Below are 16,270 nucleotides of genomic sequence, written 5' to 3'. Positions count from 1 at the left end.
GAAAAGCTTGAGGCTTTTATAAGTGAGCGGGTACCTGATGCCATATTGAAAAACATGGTGGATACCGGAGAATTGTCGGATCGAGCCGTTGCGGAACGCGCAGGGATTGGCTTTAGCGGCAAAAATACGATGATGATTTCACCGACGCTGGGATCATGGATTTATCTAGGTGAGCTGTTGACGAACATTCCTTTCCAGCCAGATGAACCGGTAACGGATGGTTGCGGCGAGTGTACCAAATGTTTGGATGCCTGTCCTACGGGCGCGCTTGTGGGTCCTGGACAGCTGAATGCCCAGCGGTGTGTGTCCTTTTTGACGCAAACGAAGGGCTTTCTGGATGAGGAGTTTATGCGGAAGATAGGGAATCGGCTATACGGATGTGATACCTGCCAAATGGTATGCCCCAAAAATCGGGGTCTCAATTGGGATCACCATCCCGAGCTTACACCCGATCCTGAAATTGTGAAGCCGTTGCTGCTGCCGTTATTGGATTTGAGCAACCGTGAATTCAAAGACCAATTTGGACAAAGTGCGGCGGCTTGGCGGGGGAAGAAGCCCATTCAACGCAATGCAGTCATTGGACTGGGCAATTTCAAGGATATCAGCGCGGTGCCCAAGTTAACGGAGGTTTTATTGGATGATCCGCGTCCCGAGCTACGAGGCACGGCGGCGTGGGCTTTGAGTCGAATAGGAGGGGAGAACGCTATGACAGCGATCAAGCAAGCATCAGAGAAGGAACAACATGAGCAAGTACGCGAAATGATCGCGCAAGCGCATTCCAAACTAGAGGAACAAGAGCAGGCAGAACAGCAAAAGGCGTCTGAATTACCAAAATCAGAAGTAACGGCCGGAGATTCACAGGGTCCAACCACCATTTATTATGATGAGATGGAGACACCTGTGGGCACGTTGACGCTGTGCGCTACGGATCGGGGGCTGTGCCGAATAGACTATGGCGTTTTTCATGCAAAGGAAGCACTGCTTCAGCAATGGGCCCGAACATGGATTGGGGAATATGTCTATGTGCAGGAGCCGGAAAAACTGCGCGAAGCCGCGGATCAACTGCGTGAATATTTTGCGGGAGAACGACGGGAATTCAGTATAGCCTATGATTTGAGAGGCACTCCTTTTCAAGAGCAGGTATGGCGTGCATTACAAAATATTCCGTACGGACAAAGTGTGTCCTACAAAGATATTGCAGAATCGATCGGACGAGCCAAGGCGGTACGTGCTGTGGGTGGAGCCAATAACAAAAATCCGTTACCCATTCTGTTTCCATGTCACCGGGTATCGGGTGCAAACGGAAGTTTGGTCGGTTATGCTGGAGGCTTACCAGTCAAGACGAAGCTGCTGGATTTGGAGAAACAATAAGGACATATGTTTGCAAAAAGTGATTTGCTAGCTGTCCCATGTTTTGCTATGATAGGTTCGTGCAATTCAAGATGTTTCATATAAATATACAGAGGTGACGACTTCGTGGTGTGGAATATTGTCATTCCGATTATTACCCTGATTGCTGGTTTGGTTGGGGGATTTTTCATCGGTGCTTATTATCTTCGTAAACAGCTTGAAAAGATGCAAAACGACCCTGAAACGCTGCAAAAAATGGCCAAACAGATGGGTTACAACCTGAATGGGAAACAAATGCAAAAAGCCCAGCAGATGATGAAGAACCAACAGTTCTCCAAAAATCAGCCTGGTCCGCGTAAAAATCAGGGCCGTCGGAAATAATGAGCAACGTGAGCACGGATGCCGCATGAGGTTGCTGCATAGAGGAGGATTACTGTGGCTGGCGTAAAAGATTATATTAACCGCAAAGCTGCGGATAACCGGGATAAAATCGAGTACCATGTGGAGCAGATTTTACAACTGATCGGTGAGGACCCCAAGCGTGAAGGGTTGTTGGAAACACCGGCACGCGTTGCGCGCATGTATGAGGAAATATTTGCGGGTTATGAGGTTGATCCCCGGGATGCGTTGGGTGTGACATTTGACGAGAATCACGAGGAGCTTGTGATCGTGAAGGACATCGTCTATTACAGCCAGTGTGAGCACCATATGGCTCCTTTCTTCGGAAAAGTGCATATCGGCTATGTACCCAGCGGCAAAATTGTAGGACTGAGCAAGCTTGCACGCCTGGTAGAGGCAGTAACCCGCCGATTGCAGGTACAGGAGCGTATTACATCACAGATCGCTGATATTTTAAATGAAGCGGTCTCCGCTCACGGGGTTATGGTGGTCGTGGAAGGTGAGCACCTGTGCATGTGTGCAAGAGGTGTCAAAAAGCCTGGTAGCAAAACGGTAACGTCTGCGGTACGCGGTACGTTTCGTGATGATGCAGCGCAGCGCGCAGAGTTTTTGTCGCTGCTCAAGGATTGATCGAACATCGCAAGACGTTTATGTGATGAACAAAAAAAGGGTGGTTTACGCATAGGCGTAGCCACCTTTTTTGTTAACATCAGAAATAGAGACGACGGGATAGCTGCCTTAAAATTACGATTTGCCTATGGATAACAGTTATTTTTATAGATAGGGGATAACGTATGGAGAATGTACATAGATCAACGGAAAAAACAACAGCTTTGCCTGAGTTACAGTGGTTTGAAACGCCACTCGCGGCCACTCAGGAGGATGTTTTGTCTCCGCTGGCTTGGGAGGAGCTGGCTTGTCGGCAAGTAGGGAAAGGAGCTACACCCATTTTGCATCTATGGCGGCATCCGTCAGCGCTTGTGATCGGTCACCGGGACCGCAGGCTTCCCTACGCCCCACAGGCGATGGAACGAGTGCGCAACGCGGGAACCTCGGTATGCGTACGCCCCTCGGGTGGAGCAGCCGTCATGCTGGACAGAGGGGTACTGAACCTGTCCTTAATCCTGCCGAATCCACAGCGGGCCATCAGCCTACATGAGGATTTTCGGCTCATGGCAGCGCTAATTGCCGATGCGCTGGTTCCGTGGTCTGGCGAGGCGCAGACCGGAGAAATCCTCGGGTCCTTCTGTCCCGGGGATTACGATGTCAGCGTCCGGGGCCGCAAGTTTTGCGGCATTGCACAGCGGCGCCAAGCCAAGGCGTATATCATCACAGCCTTCGTGATGATTGAGGGCAGCGGTACAGAGCGTGCACAGGCGGTGCAGCATTTCTATACAGAGGCAGCCGGGGACACATCGGCAGGCGTGCAGCAGCAGGATTACCCCCGGGTGAATCCAGCAACGATGGGTAGCCTGGCAGAGCTGGCTGGAGTGCCGTCTGTTGAGGCGTACACGGCATCTCTGCGCCGTGTCGTTGAGAGCCGGACAGCCATTTTACCTGCCGATGGCTGGTTGGTACAACTGGAAGGATTGACCGAACAAATGGCAGCGCTCAGAGAGCGATACGATTTGCAGGTGTAGTTTTTCTTTAGCTTAGAAGCTTAGAAGGGTTGCCATCTCAGTTTGGAGGCTTGATCGTAGCGCGCTTCCACTTCAGGCCAGTTAACGACATGCCACCAATCCTCAATGTATTTGTTACGCTCATTTTGATGCTTTAAGTAATATGCATGTTCCCATACATCTATCGCCAGCAGCGGAATGGACTCCCATTGAGTCAGATTCTGGTGCTTTTCGGCCTGCAAAATTTCAAGCCGGCCCGCGCGTGGACTCCATACCAGGATAGCCCAGCCGCCACCCTCGACCTTTTCGGCTGCCGAGCTGAATTGCTTTTTGAACGCATCGTAGCTGCCAAAATCCTTTTTAATCTGTTCAGCCAGCGGTCCGCTTGGGTTTCCACCACCTTTAGGACTCATGATCGTCCAAAAAAGAGTATGCAGATAATGGCCTGCGCCGTTGAATGCCAGTTCACGTTCCCAATGTTTTACGAGGTCAAAATCACCTGTTTTTCGGGCTTCTTCCAGCTTCTTTTCCGCTTTATTCAGGTCATTCACATAGCTCAAATGATGCTTATCATGGTGAATACGCATCGTTTTCTCATCAATATACGGTTCAAGCGCATTATAGGGGTAAGGGAGCGGCGGTAGGCGATGTCCCCCAATAGGAACCGAGCGGCCGATTGAGGTTTTTTCCGTTGCCGAAGGTTGCGCTTGGCTGGATTTGACGCTTTTAGTCGTCCATGCGCCTTCTCCCCTTATGCCTGCCTGCCGTTCTCGAAACGCTTCCTCTGGGTAATTCTCACCCTCTGCCGCTACATGATACAACCTAGCAGCCCTTGCGATGGAGCCAGGTTCTTGAAAGGGGGTTGTCGAGATTAGGAAATATTGGCTTTCATGTGCCGCGTGTAATACAACTCCGGCAGATTTTGGCTGCTGACGCAATGCATGACTGTGCTCGCTCAGCAGACCGAGCTGTCGTACATACTCCTGTGACTGACGGTTTGCGGTTTGCAGCAAATCGTCCAGTCGACGATTTAATTCTTGTGAGTCAGGCTGAGAGTTTAAGGCTGACTCTGACAATGGCATCTTTACAGATGATGATGCGTCTAATCCCCTTGACTGTTTTGAATGTTCAGTGAATTCGTGTGTATGTGCTTGTGGAGCAGCCGACATCTGTTTCCATTCCTGATGCCACGCCTGATCTGCCGGATCGAGTACGCTCCGTTGCTCTTCCAGCAACTCTATGGCGGTGCGTTCCGTCTGTTCGAATACAGTCCGCCAATCATCCAGCAACCGTACATAAGTTGGCTCCAATCCCTCGGTAGCGGATTTAATCACTTCCACATGCCAACTTTCCTGCTGCTTCCAATGCCGAATTTCCTCCAGCACACGTAAGGGCAGGAAAGACCCATAAGTACTCAGCATCGTTTTTTTACCTCCCGTATCCTACTATGGCTATCCGGCGGATCTGGCAGATCTGCCCTGGATGCATACGTACCCAGTATATTCGCTGTCTCATCAGGAATATGTCTATGAACTCCCTTAATCCGGTCACATCTGTTACGTAAAACAATGAATACCCATGGAAAACGAAAAAGAAGCCCAGCTACGGCACGGGTTAAGTGTCCCTAGGCAGGCTTCTTCCAGACGAAGAATAGAATACAGTTCTTCGAAAAATTTACTTCGTAGTCGTTTGTTTGTGGGCATCAGCGATGGTTTTCTTGTCCTCCAGCTCCTGTACACTGCTTAGAAACGTCGATACCCGTCGCAAATATTCACGAGGGTGCTCTCTGAAAATAAGCTCATGTATCCCGTTTTTAACAATCCATACACTGGAAAGCGGGTTGGTTTGATTGGCAGCGAGCTTTTCCGCAATAGGATAAGGAGCTTTTTCATCCTGTGTACCATGCACAAACATGATCGGGAACGGATAGTTTTCCTTTTTAACTTCCTGATATGGAATTTGATGCAAGCTGGTTCCGTTCAAGACTGGAAACAGCAACTCCAGAATTTCCAAAGACGGATGTCTTGGCAGATTAATTTGATTGTGAATGTTATGGTACAGCGTATCTGGCTCCAGCAGGAAGGTGCTGTCCAAAATCATTGCGTCCACATCCTTGGTTTGCAAGCCCGCCTGAAGAGCGGTTCCTGCCCCCATGGAGAAGCCCCATACGATAATCTCCGACGAGCCGCGTTGCTTCGCAAGCTGAATTGCTCCGAGGAGCTGTTGGGATTCTGCTTTGCCTCCGGTTGCGACTGCTTTGCTGTTTTGTGACGCGAATCCATAATCGAACATGACCACATTAAAGTTCAAGCTGTGGGCATAATGCGCCAAATCATACATGGGAATCCAGCTTTCTTCGCGGTTAGCCCCATAGCCATGACTGAAAATAATCGTTTTCCGCGATTGGTCCGCCGGGATATACCAGCCTTGTACCATGCGGCTACCATCCTTGGCAGGGAAGCTGACTTCCTCATAAGGCATGCTTTTAGCCTGCATTGGATTAGAGTACAGTGGTGCAACGGTGGGATTCGTAAGTACCCATGCGATGTAAGCATGCAAGGCAATAAAACAAAACAACAGAAAAAAGACGACCGACAGCAGCAGAGCAATCACAACGTGCTTGAACCGCAGCAGACGGGGATTAAAGAGTGGGGTGGACGGCTCCTGAACAGCGGTCTGTAGCTGAGCGTTGCGCTGGGATGTCGAAATCATGTAAGAGCCTCCTTATATAAAATTGATCTTCGTTTCATAGAATTTAGGTATAATTCCACTTGAAAATAGTAGTGTAGATCCGTATAGATACCTATTATCGTATGATGGGGATTATCCAAAGTCAACGCCTGAACCGGAAAAGTAAAAATGATGCAAAGAATTGTCGATGTTTGTTCTCGTTCTGTAATATGGTTGTCACAAAAACATCGGTTTACAGTAGCCGCGACTATTCTATATAATTTATGTAACCATGTTTCATAGTGTGAAACGAATATGGATACAAGAGGAGCGGTTCACGATGGAAAACCGTAAATTAACCGTTCGCGCTGTAGAGCGTGCACTTGATATACTGCTGTGTTTTACCGCAGATTCGGATCTTGGCCTGACGGAGATTGCCTCCAAAATTGGTCTACATAAAAGCACGGTTCATCGGCTGCTGACTACGTTGGAGGATCGGGGCTTTGTCGTTCGGAATGCCGAAACGGAAAAATATCGACTTGGCTTCCGCATTTGGGAGCTATCCACGCATTTGTCCCAAAGCGACGAGCCGGCGGTGTTGTTACAGCCTGCAATGGAAGGACTACGTGATCGTCTGGGCGAGACGGTCAGCTTATACTTACGGGACGGCAGCATGCGTATTCGCATACAAGCCGTGCAGAGCAATCAGGCGATCCGCAGGGTTGCGCCTGTAGGTGCGCGTATGCCGCTGGCTGTAGGGGCCTCCAGCAAAGTGCTGGCAGCCTTTATGCCGCCGCAGGAGCTGGAAGCCCTGCTAAGCGGGGATGAATGGCCGCTCTCGGTAGACCCGGAGGTCTATAAAGCCCAGCTGCAGGACATTCGCGAGAAGGGCTATGCGACCAGCTATGAAGAACGGGAGCCAGGGGCTGCTGCTGTGGCTGCCCCAATTGTAAACCGGAAGGGACAGGTCACTGCGGCTTTATCTGTATCCGGTCCGGTCAGTCGGCTTGCACCCGAGACGCTACATGACTTTGCTCCGATTTTGATTGAAGCGGCGAAGGAAATGGGACTTATGCTTCCGTAACAAGAATGAGCACAGTTGAAGCAAGCAAAGTGATTTGATGGGGAGCGTCTCCTTAGTAAAGGGAACCTAGAAGGGTTGCCAAAGCCATAAATTTAAAGTAGTCTGGTAAGGATGGCGGGATATCTGTTATAGCCGCCTCATGTGAATAGAAGTATCACAGTTACTGGGGGAGCCTGTAATGCCGGGCTGAGATGGAATCGTGCAAGATTCCGGACCCTTTGCACCTGATCTGGATCATACCAGCGTAGGGAAGTAATCGGCCATTGAAATGTATACGCGGCTGCTGTCTACGGTGACGCATTGGAATAGGATTATTCCACATGCGTACTGTCTGGATAGCTGCCTCGTTAGATTAGCCGGTTCCCTGGGGAACCGGCTTTTTTGCATAGATCAGCGCCACCCTGGGAATGGTTCCGGATCGGTGTGTCATTTCATCGAAACGGGAGGAATGGACAATGAAGCCGACAGAAGTAGAAGGAACAAAAGGAACAGAATTGAAATCAACAGAAGTAAGATTGGTAGGAACAAAAGAAGTTGAGGTAGAGAAGACAAACGGGGAGCAAGCCAGAGGGGTAACGCCCTTTCCAGGGAGCCGTAAGGTATATATTCAAGGCTCACGGCCGGACATTGCCGTGCCAGAGCGCGAAATTGCTCTTCATCCTACACATACGCCGCAGGGCACGGAGCATCATGAGCCATTGCGTGTGTACGATACGAGCGGTCCCATGACCGACGAAGCCTATCAGGTCGATATCCGTCAGGGCCTGCCTCCATTACGGCGAGCTTGGGCCCTGGAACGGGGCGATGTGGAGGCTTACGAGGGACGCGCCGTCCAGCCGGAGGATAATGGACTGAAACCTGGCTCCAAACGGGAGACAGTTGAATTTCCCGGCGTGACCAACCGTCCGCTTCGTGCTTTGCAAGGTCGTACAGTGACACAAATGCATTATGCGCGGCAAGGGATCATTACGCCCGAAATGGAATTTGCGGCGATCCGCGAAGGGGTGGAGCCTGAGTTTGTACGGCAGGAGTTGGCGGCTGGACGAGCCATTTTGCCTTCGAATATCAATCACCCTGAAAGTGAGCCAATGGTCATTGGGCGTCATTTTCACGTGAAGATCAATGCGAACATTGGTAATTCTGCGGTTACCTCCTCCATCGAGGAGGAAGTGGAGAAAATGACCTGGGCTGTGCGTTGGGGCTCGGATACGGTTATGGACCTGTCCACAGGCCGTAATATCCATACAACACGTGAATGGATCATTCGGAATTCTCCTGTACCGATTGGGACTGTACCGCTGTATCAGGCACTTGAAAAGGTGAACGGCGAAGCAGAAGCGCTGACGTGGGAGCTGTATCGCGATACGCTGATTGAGCAAGCGGAGCAGGGAGTGGACTATTTTACAATTCATGCGGGTGTATTGCTGCGGTATATACCGATGACGGCGAATAGAATGACGGGAATTGTATCCCGTGGCGGGTCGATCATGGCAGCCTGGTGCCTTGCGCACCATCAGGAGAATTTTTTGTATACACATTTTGAAGAAATCTGCGAAATTATGAAAGCCTATGATGTGGCCTTTTCTCTCGGGGATGGTCTACGTCCAGGTAGTATCTATGATGCGAATGATGAAGCACAGTTTGCAGAGCTGGAAACGTTGGGCGAGCTAACGCAAATCGCATGGAAGCATGATGTTCAGGTCATGATTGAAGGGCCAGGACATGTCCCTATGCATAAAATCAAAGAGAATGTGGATTTACAAATGGAGATTTGTAAGGAAGCTCCCTTCTATACCTTGGGACCGCTCACGACGGATATTGCCCCCGGATATGATCATATTACCTCAGCCATCGGGGCGGCGATGATCGGTTGGTTCGGGACGTCCATGTTGTGCTATGTTACGCCTAAGGAGCATTTGGGTCTGCCGAATAAGGATGATGTCCGTGAGGGTGTCATTACCTACAAAATTGCGGCACATGCTGCCGATCTGGCGAAGGGTCATCCACGGGCGCAGCAGCGGGATGATGCTTTGTCCAAGGCACGCTTTGAGTTCCGCTGGCGGGACCAGTTCAATCTGTCGCTTGATCCCGAGCGGGCCTTGTCCTACCATGATGAGACGCTACCGGCAGAGGGCGCCAAGGAAGCACATTTTTGCTCGATGTGCGGCCCCAAATTTTGTAGTATGCGTATCACTCAGGACATTCGCGCCTATGCAGCGGATAAGGGGCTGAACACTCAAGAAGCAGTAGCTGCCGGGATGCGTGAGAAGGCAGAGCAGTATCGGGATGGAGGTCAGTAAAACGAACGTGGGAGTTTAGGGACAAATGAATTAAAAAAGCCGTGGTTCTCTACAGTCGATGTAGGAAACTACGGCTTTTTAGCTTATGTAAAGCGGATCATGCAACCGGATAAACGGCGCATTATTTTTTACCCATTTTTTCATTCAAAATGTCCTGAAAGCTGAGCTTCTTCTCCGAGCTATCTTCTTTCTTCTGCATACTCACCGCGTTGGCACGTTGGTATTGGTGGTGAAAGGGCATCAGGGTGTGGACGGTTAAGTTCATTGTATTCATGTAGGTCATTCCTCCAATTCCATATTGTCAAATTCAGATTGAGTTGCTTAGGACGTCTGTATAGGACTATTTGTATGTACTTGATGTCGTAATGCTATGTAGGTTGCTTGGTAATGTTTCAATCATTATACCCACATTTTTTCAAAGTAAAACGCTTTTGACATAAAACAGGAAGATGGTCATATGTGTCCAAAATGTTGATTAGGAGGATGGTCGTTTTAGAGGAAAATGTGCCTAGGTCTAAAACAAGGGCTAGAGGCCCGTTTTCTTAGTTTAGTAGTCGGGATTGTGTTATTTTGTCGAATAACCTTGTAAAAGGAGAATTTTGCGGAATCCAAGTCAGGATTGAGGCAGTCTGGTGGCGAATTAAAGTGTCAAAGTTGTATTGACTTTATGTTTGGTAGTAGATACCATGAACTGGTTGTCAGCGTATTTTGACAACAAGAGTCAGCCAATCCATCTGGCGATTCATCCTTTGAAATGTTAGAGAAAGGATTAGAGTATATATGAAAAAAAGTATTGCAGACATTGCATTTATTATTCTGGGTGCGTTTTTTTTCGCGCTAGCTGTTAATCTGTTTGTGATCCCGAATGAGTTTGGTGAGGGGGGCGTTACAGGGGTTACGATCATTTTGTACTATCTGTTTCAGTGGTCTCCCTCGATCGTTAATCTGGTGATTAATGGCTTGCTGTTGATTGTCGGATATAAATTTTTGGACAAGAGAACGACCCTGTACACTATAATTGCGGTCGCTTTTAACTCGCTGTTTTTACATTTAACGGTCAACTGGCGGATTGATTCGCATGAGCCGACGATTAATGCTGTATTTGCCGGAGTTTTGGTGGGGGTCGGCATTGGCTTAATTGTACGGGTAGGTGGCACTACGGCGGGAACGGTCATTTTAGCCCGAATTGCCAACAAGTATCTGGATTGGAATATCAGCTATGGCCTGCTGTTTTTTGATTTGATTGTCGCGTTCTCTTCCTATTTTATTATTGGTCCAGAAAAATTGATGCTAACTATTGTTATTTTGTACGTTGGTACGAAGGTGATGGACTTCATGATCGAAGGACTGAACCCGAAAAAAGCAGTCATGATCATTTCGGAGCACCAAGATAAAATTGCCGAGATGGTTATTACGAAAATGGATCGTGGAGTTACCGTCCTGTCAGGCCACGGATATTACACTAAAAATCCAAAAGAAGTGCTGTATATCGTCATTAGTAAACAAGAGGTGTCAGCGCTTAAAAAGATAGTGAAAGCCATCGACACAGCAGCATTTATCACCATTCATGACGTGCGGGATGTGTTCGGAGAGGGCTTTTTGGATATTTCGAAGTAACTCGCGTGCGAAGGTAAGGTTATAAGAGAACGTGGCTAGAAGTCGGTCCTGAGGGATCGACTTTTTTTGTTTTATATAAATAAGATGAACTTGAAAAATGAACATCAAAACGGAGTAGGCGGAATGGTGCTGTACAAGCGAAGCACCATCCGACTGCGCAGTGGCGCTATAGGTAACTCTTAAGTTCGGTTTATATAAATAAAAAAATACCCCCGATTGCAGCTTTATCTGCAAAACAGGGGTTCTTCACATATGAAGTTCATAAACTTAGCTTTCGATCATTTGACGCAATACGGTTTGCAGAATACCACCGTTGTGGTAGTAGTCGATATCGACAGTGCTGTCCAGACGGGCAATTACCGGGAATTCGAACTTCGTGCCATCCTCGCGTTTAGCCACAACCGTAAGCTCTTGACCAGGCTTCACGTCATTGTCGATGCCGAGAATGTCAAACGTTTCACGACCGTTCAGACCCAAGCTGGACCAGCCATAGCCTTCCTGGAATTGCAGAGGCAGTACACCCATGCCGACCAGGTTACTGCGGTGAATCCGCTCGAAGCTTTCGGCAATGACAGCCTTAACGCCCAGCAAAAGCGTACCTTTGGCCGCCCAGTCACGAGAGCTGCCTGTGCCGTATTCCTTACCAGCAATGACGATCAGGTTCTGATCGGCTGCCTGATATTTCATGGACGCATCATAGATGGACATTTCCTCATCCGTTGGCAAGTATTTGGTCACGCCGCCTTCAGTACCTGGAGCCACATTGTTGCGGATACGGATGTTGGCGAATGTACCGCGCATCATGACCTCGTGGTTACCGCGACGGGAGCCGTAGGAGTTGAAGTCCTTGCGTTCCACGCCATGCTCCTTCAAGTACAGTCCTGCCGGGCTGGAAGGGGCAATGTTGCCTGCTGGTGAGATATGGTCCGTTGTGACCGAATCATTCAACAGGGCAAGTACACGGGCATTACGGATTTCCTTGATATCCTGCACGCCATCCTGAAGTTTTTCAAAGAATGGTGGATTTTGAATATAAGTTGATTTTTCATCCCATTCATATAGTTCGCCTTCAGGAACCGGAATGGAGTTCCATTTTTCGTTAGCAGTAAATACATTAGCATATTTACGACGGAACATATCCGGGCTGAGAGACAGGCTGATGGCTTCCTTGATCTCCTCGGAGGTTGGCCAGATATCTTTCAGGTAGACAGGCTGATTGTCCTGATCGTAACCGAGCGGATCATTCACCAAATCAATGTTCACTGTGCCTGCCAGCGCATAAGCGACAACCAGTGGCGGTGAGCCGAGATAGTTGGCTTTTACTTGCGCATGCACACGACCTTCAAAGTTCCGGTTGCCGGAAATGACTGCTCCAACCGTCAAATCATTGTCTGTGATGGCTTGACTCACTTCGTCAGGAAGTGGGCCGGAGTTACCGATACAGGTCGCGCAGCCGTAACCTGCCACATGGAAGCCGAGGGCTTCGAGCGGTCCGATCAGTCCGGCTTTTTGCAGGTACTCCGTCACGACGAGGGAGCCTGGTGTCAAGCTTGTTTTAACATAGCCTGGTTTTTTGAGCCCGCGCTGCACTGCTTTTTTGGCCAGCAAGCCCGCACCGAGCATAACGCTTGGATTGGAGGTATTCGTGCAGCTTGTGATAGCTGCAATAACGACTGCTCCTGTACCCAACTCGCTGGTGGAGCCGTCCGGATGGGTCAGCGGAATCTTCTGTGCGATTTTTTCATCGCTCAGTCCATAGCCGCCCTTGTCCACCGGGGTACGGATAATGCCTTCAAACGTTTCTTTCATGCGGCTAAGCTCAACACGGTCCTGCGGACGTTTGGGTCCCGCGAGACTCGGTACAACCGAAGCCAGATCCAGCTCAATGGTATCGCTGAACACAGGGTCCGGTGTATCGGATGTGCGGAACATGCCTTGGGCTTTGTAATATTCCTCTACGAGGCTTACTTGCTCATCGGAACGTCCGGTGCTGCGCAGGTAGGCCAGCGTTTCCGCATCGACCGGGAAGAAGCCGATCGTTGCGCCGTATTCCGGTGCCATGTTGGCAACTGTCGCACGGTCAGCCAAGCTGATGTTAGCCAGACCAGGCCCGTAAAATTCCACGAATTTGCCGACTACGCCTTTTTTACGCAGCATTTGCGTTACAGTGAGCGCCAGATCGGTGGCGGTAGAGCCTTCCGTCAGACTGCCTGTCAGCTTGAAGCCAATCACATCGGGAGTGACAAAATACAGCGGTTGCCCCAGCATACCCGCCTCTGCCTCAATCCCGCCGACACCCCAGCCAACAACACCAAGGCCGTTAATCATCGTGGTATGGGAGTCTGTTCCCACGAGGGAATCCGGGAAGACGACCGTTTCGCCGTCAATGGTTTTGGTGGCGGCCACGGAGGCGAGATACTCCAGATTGACCTGATGGACGATACCGGTGGACGGCGGTACAGCACGGAAGTTGTTGAACGCCGTTTGCGCCCAACGCAGAAAACGGTACCGCTCCTCGTTGCGTTCAAACTCTACATTAATATTGTAGTCCAGCGCGTCACTGGTACCAAAAGCATCGACCATGACCGAGTGGTCGATAACGAGATCGACAGGAACGAGCGGATTGATTTGTTTCGGATCACCGCCCGCTTTTTTCACCGTATCACGCATAGCTGCCAAATCGACAACCACCGGGACGCCGGTAAAATCCTGTAGCACGATGCGTGCAGGAATGAACGGAATCTCCTTGTTGGTGTCACGATCCTCAGCCCATCCTGTCAGCTGTTGCACATGTTCTTCTGTAATGGCGCGTCCGTCAAATTGGCGAACCGCAGCTTCCAGCAACACTTTAATGGAGAAAGGCAGCTTGGCAATACCGCTCTTTCCTTGTTCCTCCAGTGCCTTAAGACTATAGTAGCGATAAGGCTTACCGTTAACTTCGAGACTACGGGCAATGGAGAATTGATCTTTTCCTGACATAAGTATTACCTCCTTGAAGTGGATGCTTGGGGGAAAATAGGGATGTCGTTTTTTCGACGTCTTGCACAGTTGGTTTAAATTGGTTGCGTTCTCAATTACATCTTCAGTGGTTCATTACGTGTTAGAGGTTGCGATCAATGTAATTTGTTTCATTAGATGAAACATGATTTCAAAATGATTGCTTTTGGATTAAGTATACCGTTTTCAGGCAGTTCCGTAAAGTTTTTTTGGCCTAAAAGATGCGTTGCAGATTGGAAAATAAAACGTTCCGCTCCCTCGAGTTTCGATGTTCATACCAAGCTTTAGAGATTCATACTTATAGATAGAGAGCATATCAGACCAGAGAGGGAAGAAAGGAAGTTATACATCATTCCGGTTATCCCCGGAAAAGGATAGCGGGACGAATATGGAGGGATTGGGATGGGGGAGCGGGAATGGAAACAGGCCCTTTTTGCTTACGTGAATCAATACAATCGCAGTGAAGTGAATGGTGTACCGCAGCCAGATGAGTATCTGGAGGTGGGGCAGCGGATGGAACGAGCAGCACGTGCGGCCAGATTGGAGCAGTGGTACAACGAACGGGACGCTGTTCCCCTACGCAGCGAGACACGCGCCAAGCCGCTACGAATGGTGCAGGATACTCCGGATGAGGCTGTGGTAGATGTACAACTGCATGTCCGACTCTTTTATGAGAAGGGCGGGATGACTCACCGGGAGGATCGGATTGAACGGGAGCGTCTGACGTTCACACGCGAGGGTGAAGCCTGGCAGGTAGCGAGAATTGAGCGCGATCCGGCAGAAAGGAAGCCAGCGGGGGGAGAGGTTCCTTTTGAACAGGCTTCGTTTAATCAAGGAGGAAATCTGCCGCTGCTGAATCGCGGTGTGCTGGGCTTCGGCTCATCAGCACGTCCCAGCCGATATCGCCGCGAAGAAGCAGCGGCCTATGCAGATCAGTGGTGGGATAGCTTCAATCCGGAGTTTGAAGGTTTTGATGTGGATTGCACCAATTATATCTCGCAATGCCTCTTTGCAGGGGGAGCACCGATCCACTATACTGGTAAAAGAGAATCGGGCTGGTGGTATAAAGGACGGGTCGCCGGACGTGAGCTGTGGAGCTACAGTTGGGCAGTTTCCAACAGTCTAGAGCGGTATTTGGGCTCCAGCTCATGGGGGTTGACCGCTGAGCAGGTGAGTCGCCCAGAGCAGCTCATGCTGGGGGACGTCATTTTTTACGATTGGGATGGTGACGGAACCTTCCAGCACAGCACGGTGGTCACGGCCTTTGATGCGGGCGGCATGCCGCTAGTCAATGCACATACGGTAAGCTCCAGACATCGTTATTGGGACTATAAAAATTCGTATGCGTGGACCGACAACACGGTATATCGCTTTTATCACATCGCCGACTATTTTTAAATGAGATGATGGATAACAGGTACAGTGATGCAAATCAGTCACATGACGAAAGCAGGAAAGCGGAGGATAGGCATGGCAAATCAAAAATTGACCGTAGGGCTGGTGTACGGTGGCAAATCGGGTGAACATGAGGTTTCGCTGCAAACGGCGTATGCGGTAATGAACGCTTTTAACTATGAGAAATACGAGATTATTCCTTTTTATATTACGAAGGCTGGCGATTGGCGTAGAGGGGCGCTATTAAGCGCTCCTCTGGCTTCTGTAGAGCAATTGAAGCTGGAACGCGCAGAGGGTGACACCAAGGCGGCATTAGATACATTGTTCGGCAAGCTGTACGGAGAGCAGACGCTGGATGTGCTGTTTCCGTTGCTGCACGGCACCTTTGGCGAGGACGGAACGATTCAGGGGCTGTTCGAAATGGCGGATATGCCTTATGTCGGTGCAGGAGTGCTGGCTTCGGCAGCAGGTATGGATAAAGGCGTCATGAAGAAGCTGTTTGAGCATGCAGGATTGCCGCAAGTGAAATACTGTTATTTTAATAGTACACAGTGGGCACAAACCAGTCATGATCTGGTACGTAACATGGAAACCGAGCTAGGTTATCCTTGCTTTGTCAAACCGGCCAATCTGGGATCAAGTGTCGGTATTTCCAAAGCCAGCAACCGAGAAGAGCTGGAAAAGGCTGTAGATCTGGCTTTGCAATTTGACCTAAAGGTGATTGTCGAGGAGTACGTCGATGCCCGTGAGATTGAGGTCAGCGTACTGGGCAATGATGAGCCGATTGCCTCGGTACCGGGTGAAATTGTATCGGCGAGTGATTACTACGATTACGCTGC

The 16,270-nt window shown here is 49.7% G+C and carries 13 protein-coding genes and 1 riboswitch; of the genes, 9 read left to right on the top strand and 4 right to left on the bottom strand.

The features are described 5' to 3' along the window. The 4 genes from queG to GRP75_RS10915 form a co-directional block, all read left to right on the top strand. Positions 1-1,371: tRNA epoxyqueuosine(34) reductase QueG (queG, locus tag GRP75_RS10930; protein WP_160789329.1), on the top strand; the 1,371-nt coding region annotated here is incomplete at its 5' end. Between the two features lie 105 nt (positions 1,372-1,476). Continuing rightward, positions 1,477-1,731 carry a YneF family protein gene (locus tag GRP75_RS10925; protein ID WP_013308742.1) on the top strand — a complete coding sequence of 85 codons (255 nt, stop codon included), beginning with the start codon at positions 1,477-1,479 and terminating at the stop codon, positions 1,729-1,731. Between the two features lie 54 nt (positions 1,732-1,785). Continuing rightward, positions 1,786-2,379, top strand: a complete 594-nt coding sequence (gene folE, locus GRP75_RS10920) for a GTP cyclohydrolase I FolE (RefSeq protein ID WP_013308743.1) — start codon at positions 1,786-1,788, stop codon at positions 2,377-2,379. A 164-nt stretch (positions 2,380-2,543) separates the two neighbouring features. Then, positions 2,544-3,389, top strand: coding sequence for a lipoate--protein ligase family protein (locus tag GRP75_RS10915; RefSeq protein WP_160789328.1), 846 nt, complete (start codon positions 2,544-2,546; stop codon positions 3,387-3,389). Between the two features lie 20 nt (positions 3,390-3,409). On the opposite strand, the gene GRP75_RS10910 is transcribed toward GRP75_RS10915, so the two are convergent. Then, positions 3,410-4,789 (bottom strand): Fe-Mn family superoxide dismutase, encoded by a 1,380-nt coding sequence (locus GRP75_RS10910; protein ID WP_160789327.1) that lies wholly within the window; start codon positions 4,787-4,789, stop codon positions 3,410-3,412. 253 nt (positions 4,790-5,042) lie between these two features. Then, a complete protein-coding gene (locus GRP75_RS10905) occupies positions 5,043-6,080 on the bottom strand; it encodes an alpha/beta hydrolase (RefSeq protein WP_023987001.1) in 1,038 nt (345 codons plus the stop codon). Positions 6,081-6,378: 298 nt separating this feature from the next. Between GRP75_RS10905 and GRP75_RS10900 the strand changes: the two genes are divergently transcribed. Together GRP75_RS10900 and thiC are read left to right on the top strand one after the other, a co-directional pair. Continuing rightward, positions 6,379-7,122 (top strand): IclR family transcriptional regulator, encoded by a 744-nt coding sequence (locus GRP75_RS10900; RefSeq protein WP_160789326.1) that lies wholly within the window; start codon positions 6,379-6,381, stop codon positions 7,120-7,122. A gap of 155 nt (positions 7,123-7,277) precedes the next feature. Beyond that, a riboswitch (TPP riboswitch) is annotated at positions 7,278-7,390 on the top strand. 187 nt (positions 7,391-7,577) lie between these two features. Further along, entirely contained in the window at positions 7,578-9,422 is a 1,845-nt protein-coding gene (gene thiC, locus GRP75_RS10895; protein ID WP_160789325.1) for a phosphomethylpyrimidine synthase ThiC, read from the top strand. A 121-nt stretch (positions 9,423-9,543) separates the two neighbouring features. On the opposite strand, the gene GRP75_RS29200 is transcribed toward thiC, so the two are convergent. Then, the gene (locus GRP75_RS29200) at positions 9,544-9,696 is read right to left on the bottom strand and encodes a hypothetical protein (RefSeq protein ID WP_010348453.1); all 153 of its coding nucleotides are present in this window, start codon (positions 9,694-9,696) and stop codon (positions 9,544-9,546) included. Positions 9,697-10,202: 506 nt separating this feature from the next. Here GRP75_RS29200 and GRP75_RS10890 point away from each other — a divergent pair. Continuing rightward, positions 10,203-11,039 carry a YitT family protein gene (locus tag GRP75_RS10890; protein ID WP_023987004.1) on the top strand — a complete coding sequence of 279 codons (837 nt, stop codon included), beginning with the start codon at positions 10,203-10,205 and terminating at the stop codon, positions 11,037-11,039. A 267-nt stretch (positions 11,040-11,306) separates the two neighbouring features. Here GRP75_RS10890 and acnA read toward each other — a convergent pair whose 3' ends face one another. Continuing rightward, positions 11,307-14,018: an aconitate hydratase AcnA gene (acnA, locus tag GRP75_RS10885; protein WP_160789324.1), complete on the bottom strand. Its 2,712-nt coding sequence runs from the start codon at positions 14,016-14,018 to the stop codon at positions 11,307-11,309. A gap of 420 nt (positions 14,019-14,438) precedes the next feature. Between acnA and GRP75_RS10880 the strand changes: the two genes are divergently transcribed. Next, positions 14,439-15,434, top strand: a complete 996-nt coding sequence (locus GRP75_RS10880) for an amidase domain-containing protein (protein ID WP_023987006.1) — start codon at positions 14,439-14,441, stop codon at positions 15,432-15,434. A gap of 72 nt (positions 15,435-15,506) precedes the next feature. Further along, positions 15,507-16,270: D-alanine--D-alanine ligase family protein (locus GRP75_RS10875; RefSeq protein ID WP_160789323.1), on the top strand; the 764-nt coding region annotated here is incomplete at its 3' end.

Source organism: Paenibacillus sp. OT2-17 (assembly GCF_009827695.1).
In the GTDB taxonomy this organism is placed as follows: domain Bacteria; phylum Bacillota; class Bacilli; order Paenibacillales; family Paenibacillaceae; genus Paenibacillus; species Paenibacillus polymyxa_B.
This window is presented reverse-complemented; position numbering and strand designations above follow the sequence as displayed.